Below are 14,532 nucleotides of genomic sequence, written 5' to 3'. Positions count from 1 at the left end.
GTTATGACGACTGTTATAGAACGGTCGATACGCTAGTCTATGACGACTGTCTTAGCAAGGAGCCTGCCGTGAGCCCGCGATCATCCGATGCCCCCCAGCGTGTGATCGATGCCGCGGCGCAGATGCTCGCGCGGGTGGGCCTCAATGCCACCAGCATCCGCGAAGTAACCAAGCTGGCCGAAGCGCCGCTGGGGTCCACCTATCACCACTTCCCGGGCGGCAAACAGGAACTGCTGGCACGGGCCACCACCATGGCCGGCGACAAGGTGGAGGCACTGCTGATCGAGCTGTTGAAGGGCGGTGCAGTACAGGGGTTGCAGCAGTTCCTGGCGCTGTGGCGCGAGCGCCTGCTGCGCACCGGTTTTCGCGCCGGCTGCCCGGTGCTGGCGGCGGCTGTCGAGGAGCCGGTGGAGGCTACGCCGAGCCAGCCGCGTGCGGCGGCCGCTGAAGTGTTCGTGCGCTGGCAGGGGCACTTGGCTGCTGCCTTCATTGCCGATGGTCACGAACCTGCTGCAGCGAACGGGCTGGCCAGCCTGGTGATCGCCAGCGTGGAAGGGGCGGTTGCGATGAGCCGCGCGATGCAGGACATCGCCCCGTTCGACCGGGTGGCGGCGCAGTTGTTGAAGGCGGCTGCACCGCCTGCTTGAGAGGCCCGCGGACTACTTGAAGAACATGTAGACCAACCCTGCAAACATGGGCACCAGCACAGCGATAGTCGATGCGACCAGCCAGCGCGCATAGCGGCTGGCCGCATCGGCACCTTGCCTTTTCAGTGCCCAAGCGTGCAGGGGCAAGACCAGTAGGGCCTGCAGGAACAAGGCCGCCACCGCGGCAAGCCAGAGCGCAAATACGCCCAGGCAGCCGTCACTCAAGCAATAAGTGCCGAACCACGAGCCCCAGCCTGCCAAGCCGATCATCGGCAGGAACATGACGCTGGCAACAGGACGGGTGAACTGGGACGCTTGCATGCCGGGGTCGTTCCATTCCGTGGCTGCCCAGAATATAGGATCCGCTCCGTGCTGCGGTTGCCGTGGAACGTGTGGGAACGCGACTGGACTTGGCCTGTAGACGTGCCCCCACGGCAGGGTAGAATCCAGCCAGCGCAGCCCGCGCGTGCTTGGCAAGGATGTCTGCATGCTGCACCACCTCTCGTTGGGTGTCCGCGATCTGGAGCGTGCAGGTCGCTTCTACGATGCCGTTCTTGCAGCACTCGGTTACCGCCGCGTTTTCGAGGACGACACCGCGATCGGCTATGGCCTGGTCGATGATGAAGACCTGCTCTGCCTGAAGCTGCGCGACGATGCGGCGGCGCCGGGACCCGGCTTCCATCTGGCGCTGGCGGCAACCACGCGCGCGGCCGTTGATGCCTTCCATCGTGCTGCGTTGGAAACCGGAGGCCAGGACAACGGACCTGCTGGCCTGCGCCCGGATTACGGTGACCACTACTACGCGGCCTTCGTGATCGATCCTGATGGCCATCGCATCGAGGCGGTGACCAAGGCGGCGACATGAGGCACGGACGCCAGCCCGTTTCGCTGCCGGGCAGCCGCGACACCGAAGCGATGCGCGCCCGTCGGCAACTGCAGCATCACGGCTGGCCACGGCTGCAGATGGCACTGATCGTCGTGCTGACCGGCGCCGCAGGATTCCTCGCCTCGCACGTGCTGCGCCTGGCGGGCATGGACGCGATGCTGCTGCGCTATCCCCTGGCCGTGCTGATGGCCTATGGCGTGTTCCTGCTGCTGATGTGGATCTGGATCCGTTGGCGCTGGGATGCGGTGGCCGACGGATTGAGTTCCGGGCCCGGCGGCGGTGGCAGCCAGGGATCACCGTGGAGTGGCAGCGGTGGGCATTCCGGCGGTGGTGGCGCGTCTGCGTCGTGGGGTGAATCCGCAGCGTCCTCCAGCACGAGCGCCGACAGCACGTCGTTGCTGGACGTAGCCGACGGCGAGGCAGGCCTGCCGCTGCTGGCCATTCTCGGCATCATCGCGCTGGTGGCTACGGTGCTCCTGGCCAGTGTCTGGGTGGTCTGGTCGGCGCCGGTGCTGATGGCCGAACTGCTAGTGGATGCGGCCATCGCCGGCGGTCTGTACAAGCGTATGCAGGGGATGCAGGAGCAGGGCTGGTGGCGGCTGTGCCTGTCCCATACGATCTGGCCGCTGCTGGGCCTGCTGGTGTTCTTCGCCGCGCTGGGCTGGCTTGCGCAGGAGCTGGCGCCCGGTGCGGTCAGTCTGATGCAGGTGTTCAAGGCCTTGTAGCGGGATCTGCCACGACGTTGAATTTCAATCACACGCAAGGAGAAGCGCATGGATGTCGCTGCACGCAGTAACAGGAAGTTCGTTCGTTGGTTGATGGTGGCGATGCTCGCCCTGTTGATGCCGTTCGCGGTGCTGGCCCAGTCCACGCCCACAGCGGCCCCGCCCACAACGGAGGCGGCCGCAGAAGAAGCCCAATGCCGCGCCTGCACCTATGAACGCATCGGGCACAAGGTCGACATCGGCCTGGTGGCCCTGGTGTCGCTGCTGGTGGTTGGCCTGCTGGTGGCCATTTCCCGCGAGTGGGGGACGACCTCGCAGCGCTGGACCTCCCGCACGATGGCCCTGCTGCTGGTGGGTATCGGCGTGGCCCTGCTGTGGTGGGCAGGCAGCATCATCTACCTCGGTTACAACCCCTGGCAGGAGGACGCCGCGCCGCTGGATGCTGCGTTGGCCGCTACGCTGCTCAGTACGTCGCCGAAGTGGCTGGCGGGGCTGTTGATGATGGGCTTCGCGCCCACGGTCTGGCGGCGCAGTGAGCGCCTGCCGTCCTGGCGCATTGCGTGATCCCAGGGGGCGCCGGGCCATGTCCGGCGCTCCCGTTAGGAATCAATCGAAGCGCCAGCGCACGCCCGCGTACACGCCGCGGCCTTCACCGGGCGTGGAGCGCGCCACGTCCTTGCCGGCATCGTTGTAACCGGGGGTGACGGTGGCGGCGTAATGGCGGTCACCGATGTTGCGCATTTCCGCCCACAGCTGCCAGCGGCCGCCCGGAGCGTCGTAACCGATGCGGCTGCCGAAGATGACGTGGCTGTCGGCCCAGTAGCTGTTGGCATAGTCCACTGCGATGCGCGAGGAATACTCGGTGTTCAGTGCTGCATACAGGCCCGAAGCGTGGTCGAAGCGCAGTTCGGCCTGGTAGGCATGGCGCGGCAGACCCGGCAGGCGGTTGCTGCCGAAGCGCGTGTCATGGCGATAGCGGAAATCGCTGAAGGTATAGGCCTGGCGCAGCAACAAACGGCCCGGTGCGGCCTGCCACAGGGTGCTGTCCAGACCGGCCTCGATGCCACGGTGTACGGTGGGGCTGGCGTTGTTCTCGGCGATGAACAGGTTCGGCACCGGCTGCAGTTCCACGCTCAGCAGTTCATGGTTCACGTGCGCGTAGTAGCCGGTCAGTTCCCAGCGGCCCAGCGCGTTGTCGCCGCGTGCACCGAGTTCCAGCGTCGTGGCGGTCTGGTTCTGCATTGGTACTGGCGCGCGCTGGCGGCCGCTGGACGGACCATTGCCCGCGCCGAAGTACTGGTTCGAGCCCCAGATCATCGACCATGGATGGGGCGCTTCCACCGAACGGCTGAGGTTGCCGAACCACTGTGTCTGCGGCGTCTGCTGCCAGGTGAAGCCCAGCCGCGGCGCGTAATCCCAATCGTGCTCGCGCAGGCGGCCACCAGTGCTCGGCCAGGTGACCTGCACATCGCGGCGGGTGTTGATCAGTGCAAACCCGGTCTGTACGCGCAGACGCTCATTCACGGCCAGGTTGTTGCCGATGTGCAGCGTGCTGTCGGTGCCGTGGTGGCGGAAGTCGCGCGTGCGGGTGCCGGCGGCATAACCGTTGTTGGCAAAGCGCAGCGACTCGCGCACATCGGCATCCAGGTCGTGGGTAACGCGCAGGCCGACGGTGGTCTCGCTGTCCAGGCCGAACAGCGTATGCCGGCGGCGGTAGTCCAGCGTCGCGTTGAGGTTGGCGTAGTCCAGCTGCTGGCGGTACAGGCTTTCGTTCAAGTCCATCGGATACTTGTGATAGACCAGCCCAGCCTGCAGCGACGAATCCTCGTCGATCTGCAGCGTGGTGACATTGCCCACCCAGGTGCTGCCCGGCTGCGGGCGGCGCGCATCGATGGCCAGGTTGGCGGGGTTCGCCGCGCGCGGATCGTTGCGGATCTGCCCACGGGTCAGGCGCCCAGGTGTTTCGTGGTTGGTTTCGCGGTAGCGAACGAAGAAGCGGGTCTGCAGGTCGGGGGTGATCTGCCAGCCGATGTTGGCCATCGCCCCCTTGCCATCGCCGGACGCGTGGCGCTGGTAGCCGTCGAGTTCGGTATCGGTGTAGGCCAGGAAGTAATCGACGTCGCCGCTGACGCCGCCCCAGCTGAGGCCGCGCTTCTGGTAGCCACGGCTGCCGGCTTCGTAGTGCAACTGCACGCCGGCCGAATCACGGCCACTGCGGCTGACGTAGTCGATGGCACCGCCGAGCGCCAGCGCGCCGCGCTCGAAACCGTTGGCCCCGCGCAGCACTTCCACGCGTGAAAGCCACAGCGGTTCCAGCAGCTCGTAGGGCGTGCCGCCAGGGCCGGTCAACGGCAGCCCGTCGATCGACACGGCGATGCCCGAGGCATGCGCGCCCGGGCCGCGGTTGATGCCCGAGCCACGGATCGAGACCTTGGTACCTTCGTTGCCCGGTGACTGCGCGCTGATACCTGGCTGGTAGGCCAGCACGTCGGCGCTGCTGGACAAGCGGCTGTCCGCCTTGGCCACGTCGATCACGTTGCTGGCGCCTGGTACGCGCTTCAGTGCCTCGCGCGCCTGCGCACTGGCATCGGCGGCGGTGACCTGCACCGCATCCAGTGTGGTGGCCTGTGGCGCGGCCTGGGCGGTAGTGGCGAGGCCGAGGGTTACGGCCAGGAACAACAGCGACGGGGTGGGGCGGTACGGCGAGAGCGGCATGCGGAAATGCTGTAAACCACGAAAGTGGCGCGCAAGTTAACAGGTCGATAGCCCCACGTCACCCTCCACCCGCGTATGGCCGCCCGCAGTGTCGCTGTAGAGCCGAGCCCACGCTCGGCTATCGCGCGCAGCGCGGGTTTTCTCCAATCGCAACGAAAAGCAGCCGAGCATGGGCTCGGCTCTACGGGGTTTACGGGGAAGGCTTCGCCAGCGCCTTCGACTTCGCATACAGCCGATCAGCGGTTTCTTTCTCTCCCAGCGCGGCATGGCACTCGGCCAGGCTGTCCCACGCGTTGGCCGACTCCGGATACAGCTCGGTGTTGAGCGTGAACACCTTCAATGCCTTGCGTGCCCCGAGGCTCTCGCGGATAGCGTAACCATCGGCATTGATCGCACGCTCCAGTTCGCCCGCGGGAACCCCATTGCTGTCGCGCAGCCAGCTACGCACCGCCTGTGTCGCATCGGTGCTTTCATCCAGCGCATAGCCGATCAGCCGCTCGGAAAGCACCGCATGCGGAAACTCCTGCGGCGCGGCCACCGCCATCGTGCTTTCCACCAGCGTGCTCGACCAGACATTGCGGGCACTGCCATTGGTCAGGTACACGAACACCCAGTAACCGCTGGCCAGCGTGCCCTTGTAGGCCAGCCGTGCGCGCACGCGGGTGCCGCCATCGTGGCCGACCTGGGTATAGCCGTCGCTGCGGATGGTGTCCCAGCCGGTGGAGAAGAAGTTGCTGCCGCCACCGGTCAGCTTCTGCGGCTGCCAGAGTCTTTCCAGTGTGGACGTCCGCACCAGCCTGCCGGTCGCCAGCGCCTGCAGGAAGCGGTTCATGTCACCCACGGTGGTCTGCAGGTCGGCATGGCCCCATCCGTAGTCCGGCCAGGGATCTTCATTGGCCGGCTGTAGCTGGCCGTCCTTGCCGATGTAGGGCACGGCCGCTCGCTGCGTCGGCACGCTGGCCGCGCCCCACGAGGTGCTGGGCATCTTCAGCGGTTGCAGGATGCGCTCGCGGGCGATGGCCGGGAAGGGCTTGCGGTAATACGCTTCCAGCAACGCGGTGAGCACCAGGTAGTTGGCCTGCGTGTACTGCACGCGGCTGCCGGTGGTGAACTGCATCGGCGCCGAGCCAGCGACCTTCAGTGCGGCGGCAAGGTCCGGCGCTACGCCGGTGTAACCCTTGCTTATCCAGCGGTTGTCCACGCGGTCGTAGTACTCGCCGATGCCCGAACTGTGGTTGAGAAAGTCGCGCACATGGATCGTCTCCCATGCGGGCGGCAGGTCCGGCACATAACGACTGGCGGGGACATCCAGATCCACCTTGCCTTGGTCCACCAACTGCATCACCAGGGTGCTGGTCAGCAGCTTGGCCATCGACTGCGCGGCGAAGATGGTATCGACGGTGGCAGGTGCGTGGGTAGCGGGATCACGTTCGCCGCTGGCGCCTTGGTAGAGCACCTGGCCGTTGTGGGCGACCAGCACGGCTTGGCCGGCGATGCCGTAGCGCTCGCGATTGGCCTGCAGCTGCGCGTCCAGCTGCGCGGTGAGGCCCCCTGGAACGTCACGCGCCGAAGCAGGCAGGGCGATGGCCAGAGTACAGAGCAATACGGCAGCAAGCGTGCGATACATCGCGGTGTTCCGTCAGCGGCGATGGCGCATCTTGGTCACGGTGGGAGAGCGGGTCAAGCAGGTAGAGCCGAGCCGATGCTCGGCTGACTTTGGGCCAGGCGTCGTGCACTCGGAAAAAATCGAGCCGAGCATGGGCTCGGCTCTACAGGTAGTTCCGGTAGCGCCGGGCCGTGCCCGGCGACGCTCGATCAGCCCAGAATCCCCGGCAGATCCAGCCCCTTCTCCTTCGCGCATTCAATCGCGATCTCATACCCTGCGTCGGCATGGCGCATCACGCCGGTCGCCGGGTCGTTCCACAGCACGCGTGCAATGCGCTTGGCTGCCGCTTCAGTGCCATCGCAGACGATCACCATGCCGGCATGCTGCGAGAAGCCCATGCCGACGCCACCACCATGGTGCAGCGACACCCACGTCGCACCGCTTGCGGTGTTGAGCAGGGCGTTCAGCAGCGGCCAGTCGGACACTGCATCGGAACCGTCGGCCATCGCTTCGGTTTCGCGGTTCGGCGAGGCCACGCTGCCGCTGTCCAGATGGTCGCGACCGATCACCACCGGCGCCTTCAGTTCACCATTGGCGACCATCTCGTTGAAGGCCAGTCCCAGGCGATCGCGATCCCCCAGGCCGACCCAGCAGATGCGCGCCGGCAGGCCCTGGAACTTGATCTTCTCGGCGGCCATGTCCAGCCAGCGGTGCAGGTGCGGGTTGTCCGGAATCAGCTCCTTCACCTTGGCGTCGGTCTTGGCGATGTCTTCCGGGTCGCCACTCAGTGCAGCCCAGCGGAACGGGCCGATGCCACGGCAGAACAGCGGTCGGATGTAGGCCGGCACGAAGCCTGGGAAATCGAACGCATCCTCGACACCTTCTTCCAGCGCCATCTGCCGCAGGTTGTTGCCGTAGTCCACGGTCGGCACGCCCAGTGAGTGGAAGCCGAGCATGGCGCGGATGTGGTTGGCCATCGACGCGCGCGCGGCCTTCTCCACTTCCTTCGGCGCGGTTACGCGCTTGGCATCCCATTCTTCCACCGTCCAGCCCTGCGGCAGGTAGCCGTTGACCGGGTCGTGTGCGGAGGTCTGGTCGGTCAGCAGGTCCGGCTTCACGCCGCGGATCAGCAGTTCGTCCAGCACGTCGGCAACATTGCCGAGCAGGCCGACCGACAGCGGCTTCTTGGCGGTGCACGATTCTTCGATCAGGCGCAGCGCCTCATCCAGGTTGTCGGTCCAGGTATCCAGGTAGCCGGTGCGCAGGCGCATCTCGATGCTGCTCTTGCGGCACTCCACCGCCAGGCAAGAGGCACCGGCCATCACGGCGGCCAGCGGCTGCGCGCCGCCCATGCCACCCAGCCCGCCGGTGAACAGCCACTTGCCGGCCAGGCTGCCGTTGTAGTGCTGGCGGCCCATTTCCACGAAGGTTTCGTAGGTGCCCTGCACGATGCCCTGCGCGCCGATGTAGATCCAGCTGCCGGCGGTCATCTGGCCATACATCGCCAGGCCTTTCTTATCCAGTTCGTTGAAATGGTCCCAGTTGGCCCAGCGCGGCACCAGGTTGGAATTGGCGATGAGCACGCGGGGTGCATCGGCATGGGTGCGGAACACGCCCACCGGCTTGCCCGACTGCACCAGCAGGGTCTGGTCGTCGTCCAGGCGCTTGAGGGTTTCGACGATGGCGTCGAAGCTCTCCCAGTCGCGTGCCGCGCGGCCGATGCCGCCGTACACCACCAGTTCCTGCGGGCGCTCGGCTACGTCGGGGTGCAGGTTGTTCATCAGCATGCGCAGCGGCGCTTCGGTCAGCCAGCTCTTGGCGGTGAGCGTGCTGCCGGTCGGGGCGGCGATGGTGCGGGACGGGTCGTTGCGGGTCATGCGGCGCTCCGGTTCGTAGCGAATTCAAGGCAGGCATTGAGCACCTGCGCCAGGGTGTGGCGCAGCGGTGCGGCGTGGTCGGGGTCGAGCGGGGTGGGCCAGCTGTGCTCGTCCACCTGGTCGGGCAGGGGCTCGTGCATGTAGCCGCGGCAAGCCAGTTCCATCTGCAGGCTGTGCACGCCACCGGCAATGCTGCTGTAGTGGCGGGTGATCCAGCCGCCCTTGAAGCGGCCGTTGCGCACGTGGCTCATGCCGCTGATCTTCAGCAGGTTGTCGACTACATCGCTCAGCGCGTTGTCGCAGGAGGTATCCGGTGCGCCGGAAGGCCCGGCAGTGCCCAGGTTGAACTGCGGCAGCTCGCCATCGAACAGGTGCGGGATGTGCGAGCGGATCGAATGCGCGTCGTACACCACCACGGTGCCGTGGCGTGCGCGCAGGCGTGCAATCTGCTTGGCGAGTGCGTCGTGGTACGGCGCGAAATAGGTGTCGCGGCGGCGGGCGATTTCTGCGTCGTCCGGCTCGCGACCCGCGTGGTACAGCGGCTGGTTGTCGAAGGTGGTCAGCGGGCACAGGCCGGTGGTGTTCTGGCCCGGGTACAGCGACACGCCGCTGGGATCGCGGTTGAGATCGATCACCGAGCGCGAGATCGCCGAGCGCACGGTGGTCGCGCCCATGCCACGTGCGAAGTCGTACAGCTCATGCACCCACCAGTCGGCATCGCGACGCGCCAGCCACGGCGAATGGAAGTTGCCGATCAGGTCATGCGGCAGTTCGCTGCCGGTGTGCGGGAAGCTGACGATCAGCGGGGCATCACCCTCGTGCACGGTCAGCCATTCGGGGTGGGCATTCATGCCTGCGGTTCCACGGTCGGCAGCAGCTCGCCCAGACCCTTGGCCAGTGCACCGCTGCGAACCAGATCGGTCGCGATCACCATGTCCGGATGGAAGTAGCGATCTTCTTCCAGCATCGGCACCTGTGCACGCAGGGTGGCGCGCACGGTTTCCAGAGCGGCGCTGGAGCGCAGCGGCGCATGGAAGTCGCAGCCCTGCGTGGCAGCCAGCAGCTCGATGCCGATCACGTTGGCCGCGTTCTCGGCCATCTGCATCAGCCGGCGTGCGCCGTGCGCGGCCATCGACACATGGTCTTCCTGGTTGGCCGACGTCGGGATCGAATCGACGCTGGCCGGGTAGGCGCGCTGCTTGTTTTCCGAGACCAGCGCAGCGGCGGTCACCTGCGGAATCATGAAGCCGGAATTCAACCCCGGGCGCGGGGTCAGGAACGCCGGCAGGCCGGACAGCGCCGGGTCGACCAGCATCGCCAGGCGGCGCTCGCTGATCGAGCCGATCTCGCACACCGCCATCGCCAGCATATCGGCGGCAAAGGCCACCGGCTCGGCGTGGAAGTTGCCGCCGGACAGCGCCTCACCGGTGTCGGTGAACACCAGTGGGTTGTCGGACACGCCATTGGCTTCGATTTCCAGCGTGGTCGCAGCCTGGCGCAGGATGTCCAGCGCCGCGCCCATCACCTGCGGCTGGCAGCGCAGGCAGTACGGATCCTGCACGCGCACGTCGTTGTCGCGGTGCGATTCGCGGATACCCGAGTCCTGCATCAGCGTACGCAGGGTGGCAGCGGTGGCGATCTGCCCACGTTGGCCACGCAGCGCATGGATGCGCGGATCGAACGGCGTGTCCGAGCCCTTGGCCGCTTCCACCGACAGCGCGCCGGTGACCAGCGCGGCCTGGAACACGGTTTCGATCTCGAACAGGCCGGCCAGTGCGTACGCGGTGGAGAACTGGGTGCCGTTGAGCAGGGCCAGGCCTTCCTTCGCGCCCAGTTCCACCGGCTGCAGGCCGGCACGCGCCAGTGCGTCCACGGCGGGCAGGCGCTCATCGCCAACGAAGGCCTCGCCGACGCCGATCATCACGCTGGCCAGGTGCGAGAGCGGTGCCAGGTCACCCGAAGCACCGACCGAGCCCTGCGCCGGCACCACCGGCAGCACGCCTTTCACCAGCATGGCTTCCAGCAGCAGCAGCGTTTCCTCGCGCACGCCGGAAGCACCCTGGGCCAGACTGACCAGCTTCAACGCCATCATCAGCCGCACCACATTCGCCGGCATCGGCTCGCCCACGCCTGCGGCATGCGAAAGCACGATGTTCCGCTGCAGGGTGGCCAGGTCCTCGCGTTCGATGCGCACGCTGGCCAGCTTGCCGAAACCGGTGTTGATGCCATACACCGGTGCGCCCTTGGCGACGATGGCAGCCACCGTCGCAGCGCTGGCGCGCACCGCCGGCAACGCGGCCGGGTCGAGCGACAGCGGCGCACCGCGATACGCCTGCCGCCACTGGGCGAGGGTGACATGGCCGGGGCGAAGAACCAGGGTGTTGCTCATGTGTTGCTCCAGGAGGCAGGCAGGTCGGGCTGTCCGCGCACCACGCGCGCGTGCAGCGGGTTGAATCCAATGCGATAGACCAGGTCGGCGGGCGCGTCGATGTCCCAGATCGCCAGGTCGCAGTCCATGCCGACGGCCAGGCGGCCGATGCGCTCGCCATGGCCCAGCGCGCGCGCCGCTTCACGGGTGAAGCCGGCGATGCATTCGTCCACGGTCAGGCGGAACAGGGTGGCGCCCATGTTCATCGCCAGCAGCGGGCTGGTCAGCGGCGAGGTGCCCGGGTTGCTGTCGGTGGCCAGCGCCAGCGGTACGCCGGCCGCGCGCAGCGCAGCGATCGGCGGCAGGGTGGTATCGCGGGTGAAATAGAACGCGCCGGGCAGCAGCACGGCGACGGTGCCGGCGGCGGCCATCGCGGCAATGCCGGCGTCGTCCAGGTGTTCGATATGGTCGGCCGACAGCGCACCGAAACCGGCCGCCAGTTCGGCGCCATGCTGGTTGCTCAGCTGTTCGGCATGGATCTTGATCGCCAGCCCGTGCGCGCGCGCGGCTTCGAAGACCTGGCGTGCCTGTGCCGGCGAGAACGCGATGTTCTCGCAGAAGATGTCCACGGCTTCGGCCAGGCCTTCGGCAGCGATGGCGGGGATCATCACCTGGCACACCTCGTCGGTGTATTCCTGCGCCTCGCGGCCCGGCGGCACCGCGTGCGCACCGAGGAAGGTCGGCACCACGTTCACCCGGCATTCTTCGCCCAGCGCGCGGGCCACCTGCAGCTGCTTGCGCTCGTCCTGCAGGGTCAGGCCGTAGCCGGACTTGATCTCGATGGTGGTCACGCCTTCGGCGCGCATCGCCAGCAGCCGCGGGCGGCTTTCGCGCGCCAGCTGTTCTGGAGTGGCGGCGCGGGTGGCGCGCACGGTGGAGACAATGCCGCCACCCGCACGGGCGATCTCGGCATAGCTCACACCCTGCAGGCGCTGCTCGAATTCGTTGGCACGGTTGCCGGCGTAGACCAGGTGGGTGTGGCAGTCGATCAGCCCGGGCGACACCCAGCGGCCTTCGCCGTCGATGCGGGTGGTCGGCTGCAGGTGGGCATCGCTGCCGGCGGGGCCGACATGCACGATGCGGCCATCGGTGGCGGCCAGTACTGCATCGCGAATGACACCCAGCCCCTCGCCATCGAGGGTCATCAGGTGGACGTTGGACCAGAGGGTATCGACGTGCATGGCATCCACAACGCGGCTGTGCTTATATGTCTATACAATATAGGCGTCCAATTCGGGTTGTCCAGCCATGTCCGATTCGCGTTCCCCGCACTCCTTCCATGCCGCCCACGCCCTGCTGGCCGACGGCTGGGCCGCCGATGTCCGCCTGCAGGTGCAGGAGGGGCGCATCGCGGCGGTCACGCGCGGGCAGGCAGCGCAGGACGGCGATACCCGCGTGGGCATCCTGGTGCCGGGCCTGCCCAACCTGCACAGCCACGCCTTCCAGCGCGGCATGGCGGGGCTGACCGAGATCGGTGGCGGCGACGGTGACAGCTTCTGGAGTTGGCGCGAACTGATGTACCGCTTCCTGGCCCATCTGCGTCCGGACGCAGTGCAGGCCATCGCTGCCCAGGCCTACATGGAGATGCTGGAAAGCGGCTTCACCCGCGTCGGCGAATTCCACTACCTGCACCACGATGCCGATGGTCGCCCCTACGCCAATCGCGCCGAGATGAGCGTGCAGATTGCTGCTGCGGCCGCGCAGACTGGCATCGGCCTGACCCTGCTGCCGGTGTTCTATGCCCACGCCGATTTCGGTGGGGCGCCGCCGAACCCTGCACAACGCCGCCTCATCCATGACGTAGACGGGTTCGCACAGCTGCTCGATGGTGCCCGCACCGCGCTGGCCACGCTGCCCGATGCGGTGCTCGGCATCGCCCCGCACAGCCTGCGCGCGGTGACCGGCGACGAGCTGAGCGCGTTGCTGCCGCTGACCGATGGCCCGGTACACATCCATATCGCCGAGCAGGTGCGCGAGGTCGAGGCCTGCCTGGCATGGAGTGGCCGGCGTCCGGTGCAGTGGCTGTACGAGCATGCCCCGGTCGATGCGCGCTGGTGCCTGGTGCACGCCACCCACATCACCGACGACGAGCGTTCGCAGATGGTCGCCAGCAAGGCCGTGGCCGGCCTGTGCCCGATCACCGAGGCCAACCTGGGCGACGGCCTGTTCCCGATGCAGGCTTTCGCGCGCGAGGGCGGGCGCTTCGGGGTCGGCTCCGATTCCAACGTGCTGATCGATGCCGCAGAAGAGCTGCGCCTGCTGGAATACGGCCAGCGCCTGACCCTGCGGGGTCGCAACGTGTTGGCCCCGGATGCCGGCCGCAGCACCGGGCGCTTCCTGTTTGAAGGGGCGCTGCAGGGCGGTGCACAGGCGCTGGGCGTGGCTGCCGGCCTGCAGGTGGGTGCCAGCGCAGACATGGTTGAACTGGATGCCGCGCACCCCGCGTTGCAGGCGCGACACGGTGACGCATGGCTTGACAGCTGGGTGTTCGCCGCACGTAATGGCGCGCTGCGATCGGTCTGGCGCCATGGCCGCCAGTGCGTGGCCGACGGCCGCCACCTGCAGCGCGAGGCCATCACCAGCGCCTTCGCCGCTGCCCTGCGTGGCGTGCTGGGCTGATCGCCTCCCACCATCGAGACCCCACTACGTGAAGGCCAGCAAGTCCGCCACGCTCAACCAGCGCATCCGCAGCGACCTGGAAAGCCGCATCCTCAGCGGGGAGTGGGTGCCGGGCTTCCGTATTCCGTACGAGCACGAGCTGATGGAGCAGTACGGTTGCTCGCGGATGACGGTGAACAAGGTGCTGACCGCGCTGGCCGAGAGCGGCATGATCGAGCGCCGTCGCCGGGCGGGTTCGTTCGTGGCCCGGCAGCCACCGCACCTGGAGCAGGTGGCGCTGGAGATCCCGGACATCGCGATGGAGGTCGGCTCGCGCGGGCATCAGTACGGCTACCGCCTGCTGCAGCGCGAACTGCGCCTGGCCGAGGCAGCCAATGCTGGTGAGGTGGAACTGGCCGGCAGTGAGCAGTTGCTGGCGATGCGCTGCCTGCACCTGGCCGATGGCCGGCCGCTGGCGCTGGAGCATCGTCTGATCAGCCCGGTCGGCGTGCCCGAGGTGCTGGAGGTGGACTTCAGTACCACCGCGCCGGGCAGCTGGCTGCTGCAGAACGTGTCGTGGACGCGCGCCCAGCACCGCATCAGCGCCTGGGGCGCCGACGCGCCCACTGCCAAGCTGCTGGACGTGAAGCCCGGCACCGCCTGCCTGGTGATCGAGCGCCTGACCTGGCGCGGCGAACAGCCGATCACCCGCGTGCGTCAGATGTTCCTGGGCGATGCCTGGGATCTGGTTGCCCGCTTCGCGCCAGGGGCGCGGTAGGGGAGGACTCACCGTTCTCCGCGGCGGTGCAGGCGCTGTCGTCTTGCGCTCTGTCGTCGCGTGTGTACGATGTGTATGGTTCCTGCATGAAGAGCGGGGACCTTATCCGGGAGCTGGAAGCGGCGGGCTGGTCCTGTCGCCGGATCCGCGGATCCCATCATGTGTTCGTGCATCCGCACCAGCCTCACATCATCACCGTTCCGCATCCCAAAAAGGATCTGGGAAAAGGGGCGGTACAGGCATTGCGGAAGCTTGCGGGACTGACGTAGGAA

14 protein-coding genes are annotated in these 14,532 nt (G+C 67.3%); 7 read left to right on the top strand and 7 right to left on the bottom strand.

Annotated features, from left to right (window positions below):
* Window positions 1-68 precede the first annotated feature (68 nt).
* On the top strand, window positions 69-647 hold the full coding sequence (locus CR919_RS15250) for a TetR/AcrR family transcriptional regulator (RefSeq protein ID WP_099820737.1): 579 nt from the start codon (window positions 69-71) through the stop codon (window positions 645-647).
* Between the two features lie 12 nt (window positions 648-659).
* Here the strand turns inward: CR919_RS15250 and CR919_RS15245 are convergent, their stop codons facing one another.
* The gene (locus CR919_RS15245) at window positions 660-968 is read right to left on the bottom strand and encodes a hypothetical protein (protein WP_099820736.1); all 309 of its coding nucleotides are present in this window, start codon (window positions 966-968) and stop codon (window positions 660-662) included.
* A gap of 166 nt (window positions 969-1,134) precedes the next feature.
* Between CR919_RS15245 and CR919_RS15240 the strand changes: the two genes are divergently transcribed.
* From CR919_RS15240 to CR919_RS15230, 3 genes are read left to right on the top strand one after another with little or no spacing between them, the layout of a single operon-like run.
* A complete protein-coding gene (locus tag CR919_RS15240) occupies window positions 1,135-1,512 on the top strand; it encodes a VOC family protein (RefSeq protein ID WP_099820735.1) in 378 nt (125 codons plus the stop codon).
* Window positions 1,509-2,258: a hypothetical protein gene (locus CR919_RS15235; RefSeq protein ID WP_099820734.1), complete on the top strand. Its 750-nt coding sequence runs from the start codon at window positions 1,509-1,511 to the stop codon at window positions 2,256-2,258. Before CR919_RS15240 ends, CR919_RS15235 begins: the two co-directional genes overlap by 4 nt.
* 48 nt (window positions 2,259-2,306) lie before the next feature.
* The gene (locus CR919_RS15230; protein WP_099820733.1) at window positions 2,307-2,822 is read left to right on the top strand and encodes a hypothetical protein; all 516 of its coding nucleotides are present in this window, start codon (window positions 2,307-2,309) and stop codon (window positions 2,820-2,822) included.
* A 42-nt stretch (window positions 2,823-2,864) separates the two neighbouring features.
* On the opposite strand, the gene CR919_RS15225 is transcribed toward CR919_RS15230, so the two are convergent.
* The 6 genes from CR919_RS15225 to hutI form a co-directional block, all read right to left on the bottom strand.
* On the bottom strand, window positions 2,865-4,973 hold the full coding sequence (locus CR919_RS15225; RefSeq protein ID WP_099820732.1) for a TonB-dependent receptor: 2,109 nt from the start codon (window positions 4,971-4,973) through the stop codon (window positions 2,865-2,867).
* A 190-nt stretch (window positions 4,974-5,163) separates the two neighbouring features.
* Window positions 5,164-6,600 (bottom strand): serine hydrolase domain-containing protein, encoded by a 1,437-nt coding sequence (locus CR919_RS15220; RefSeq protein WP_099820731.1) that lies wholly within the window; start codon window positions 6,598-6,600, stop codon window positions 5,164-5,166.
* A 188-nt stretch (window positions 6,601-6,788) separates the two neighbouring features.
* The gene (gene hutU / locus CR919_RS15215) at window positions 6,789-8,456 is read right to left on the bottom strand and encodes a urocanate hydratase (protein ID WP_099820730.1); all 1,668 of its coding nucleotides are present in this window, start codon (window positions 8,454-8,456) and stop codon (window positions 6,789-6,791) included.
* A complete protein-coding gene (gene hutG, locus CR919_RS15210; protein ID WP_099820729.1) occupies window positions 8,453-9,307 on the bottom strand; it encodes an N-formylglutamate deformylase in 855 nt (284 codons plus the stop codon). The genes hutU and hutG overlap by 4 nt, the downstream gene beginning before the upstream one ends.
* Entirely contained in the window at window positions 9,304-10,845 is a 1,542-nt protein-coding gene (gene hutH, locus CR919_RS15205; RefSeq protein WP_099820728.1) for a histidine ammonia-lyase, read from the bottom strand. Before hutH ends, hutG begins: the two co-directional genes overlap by 4 nt.
* A complete protein-coding gene (gene hutI / locus CR919_RS15200; RefSeq protein WP_099820798.1) occupies window positions 10,842-12,065 on the bottom strand; it encodes an imidazolonepropionase in 1,224 nt (407 codons plus the stop codon). The genes hutH and hutI overlap by 4 nt, the downstream gene beginning before the upstream one ends.
* 67 nt (window positions 12,066-12,132) lie before the next feature.
* Here hutI and CR919_RS15195 point away from each other — a divergent pair, with 67 nt between their 5' ends.
* From CR919_RS15195 to CR919_RS15185, 3 genes are all read left to right on the top strand, one after another.
* Window positions 12,133-13,503 carry a formimidoylglutamate deiminase gene (locus tag CR919_RS15195; protein ID WP_099820727.1) on the top strand — a complete coding sequence of 457 codons (1,371 nt, stop codon included), beginning with the start codon at window positions 12,133-12,135 and terminating at the stop codon, window positions 13,501-13,503.
* Between the two features lie 28 nt (window positions 13,504-13,531).
* Window positions 13,532-14,260 carry a histidine utilization repressor gene (gene hutC, locus CR919_RS15190; protein ID WP_099820726.1) on the top strand — a complete coding sequence of 243 codons (729 nt, stop codon included), beginning with the start codon at window positions 13,532-13,534 and terminating at the stop codon, window positions 14,258-14,260.
* Between the two features lie 86 nt (window positions 14,261-14,346).
* Window positions 14,347-14,529 carry a type II toxin-antitoxin system HicA family toxin gene (locus CR919_RS15185; protein ID WP_099820725.1) on the top strand — a complete coding sequence of 61 codons (183 nt, stop codon included), beginning with the start codon at window positions 14,347-14,349 and terminating at the stop codon, window positions 14,527-14,529.
* The last annotated feature ends 3 nt before the right edge of the window (window positions 14,530-14,532 follow it).

The organism is Stenotrophomonas sp. LMG 10879 (assembly GCF_002750935.1).
Lineage (GTDB): Bacteria > Pseudomonadota > Gammaproteobacteria > Xanthomonadales > Xanthomonadaceae > Stenotrophomonas > Stenotrophomonas lactitubi_B.
This window is presented reverse-complemented; position numbering and strand designations above follow the sequence as displayed.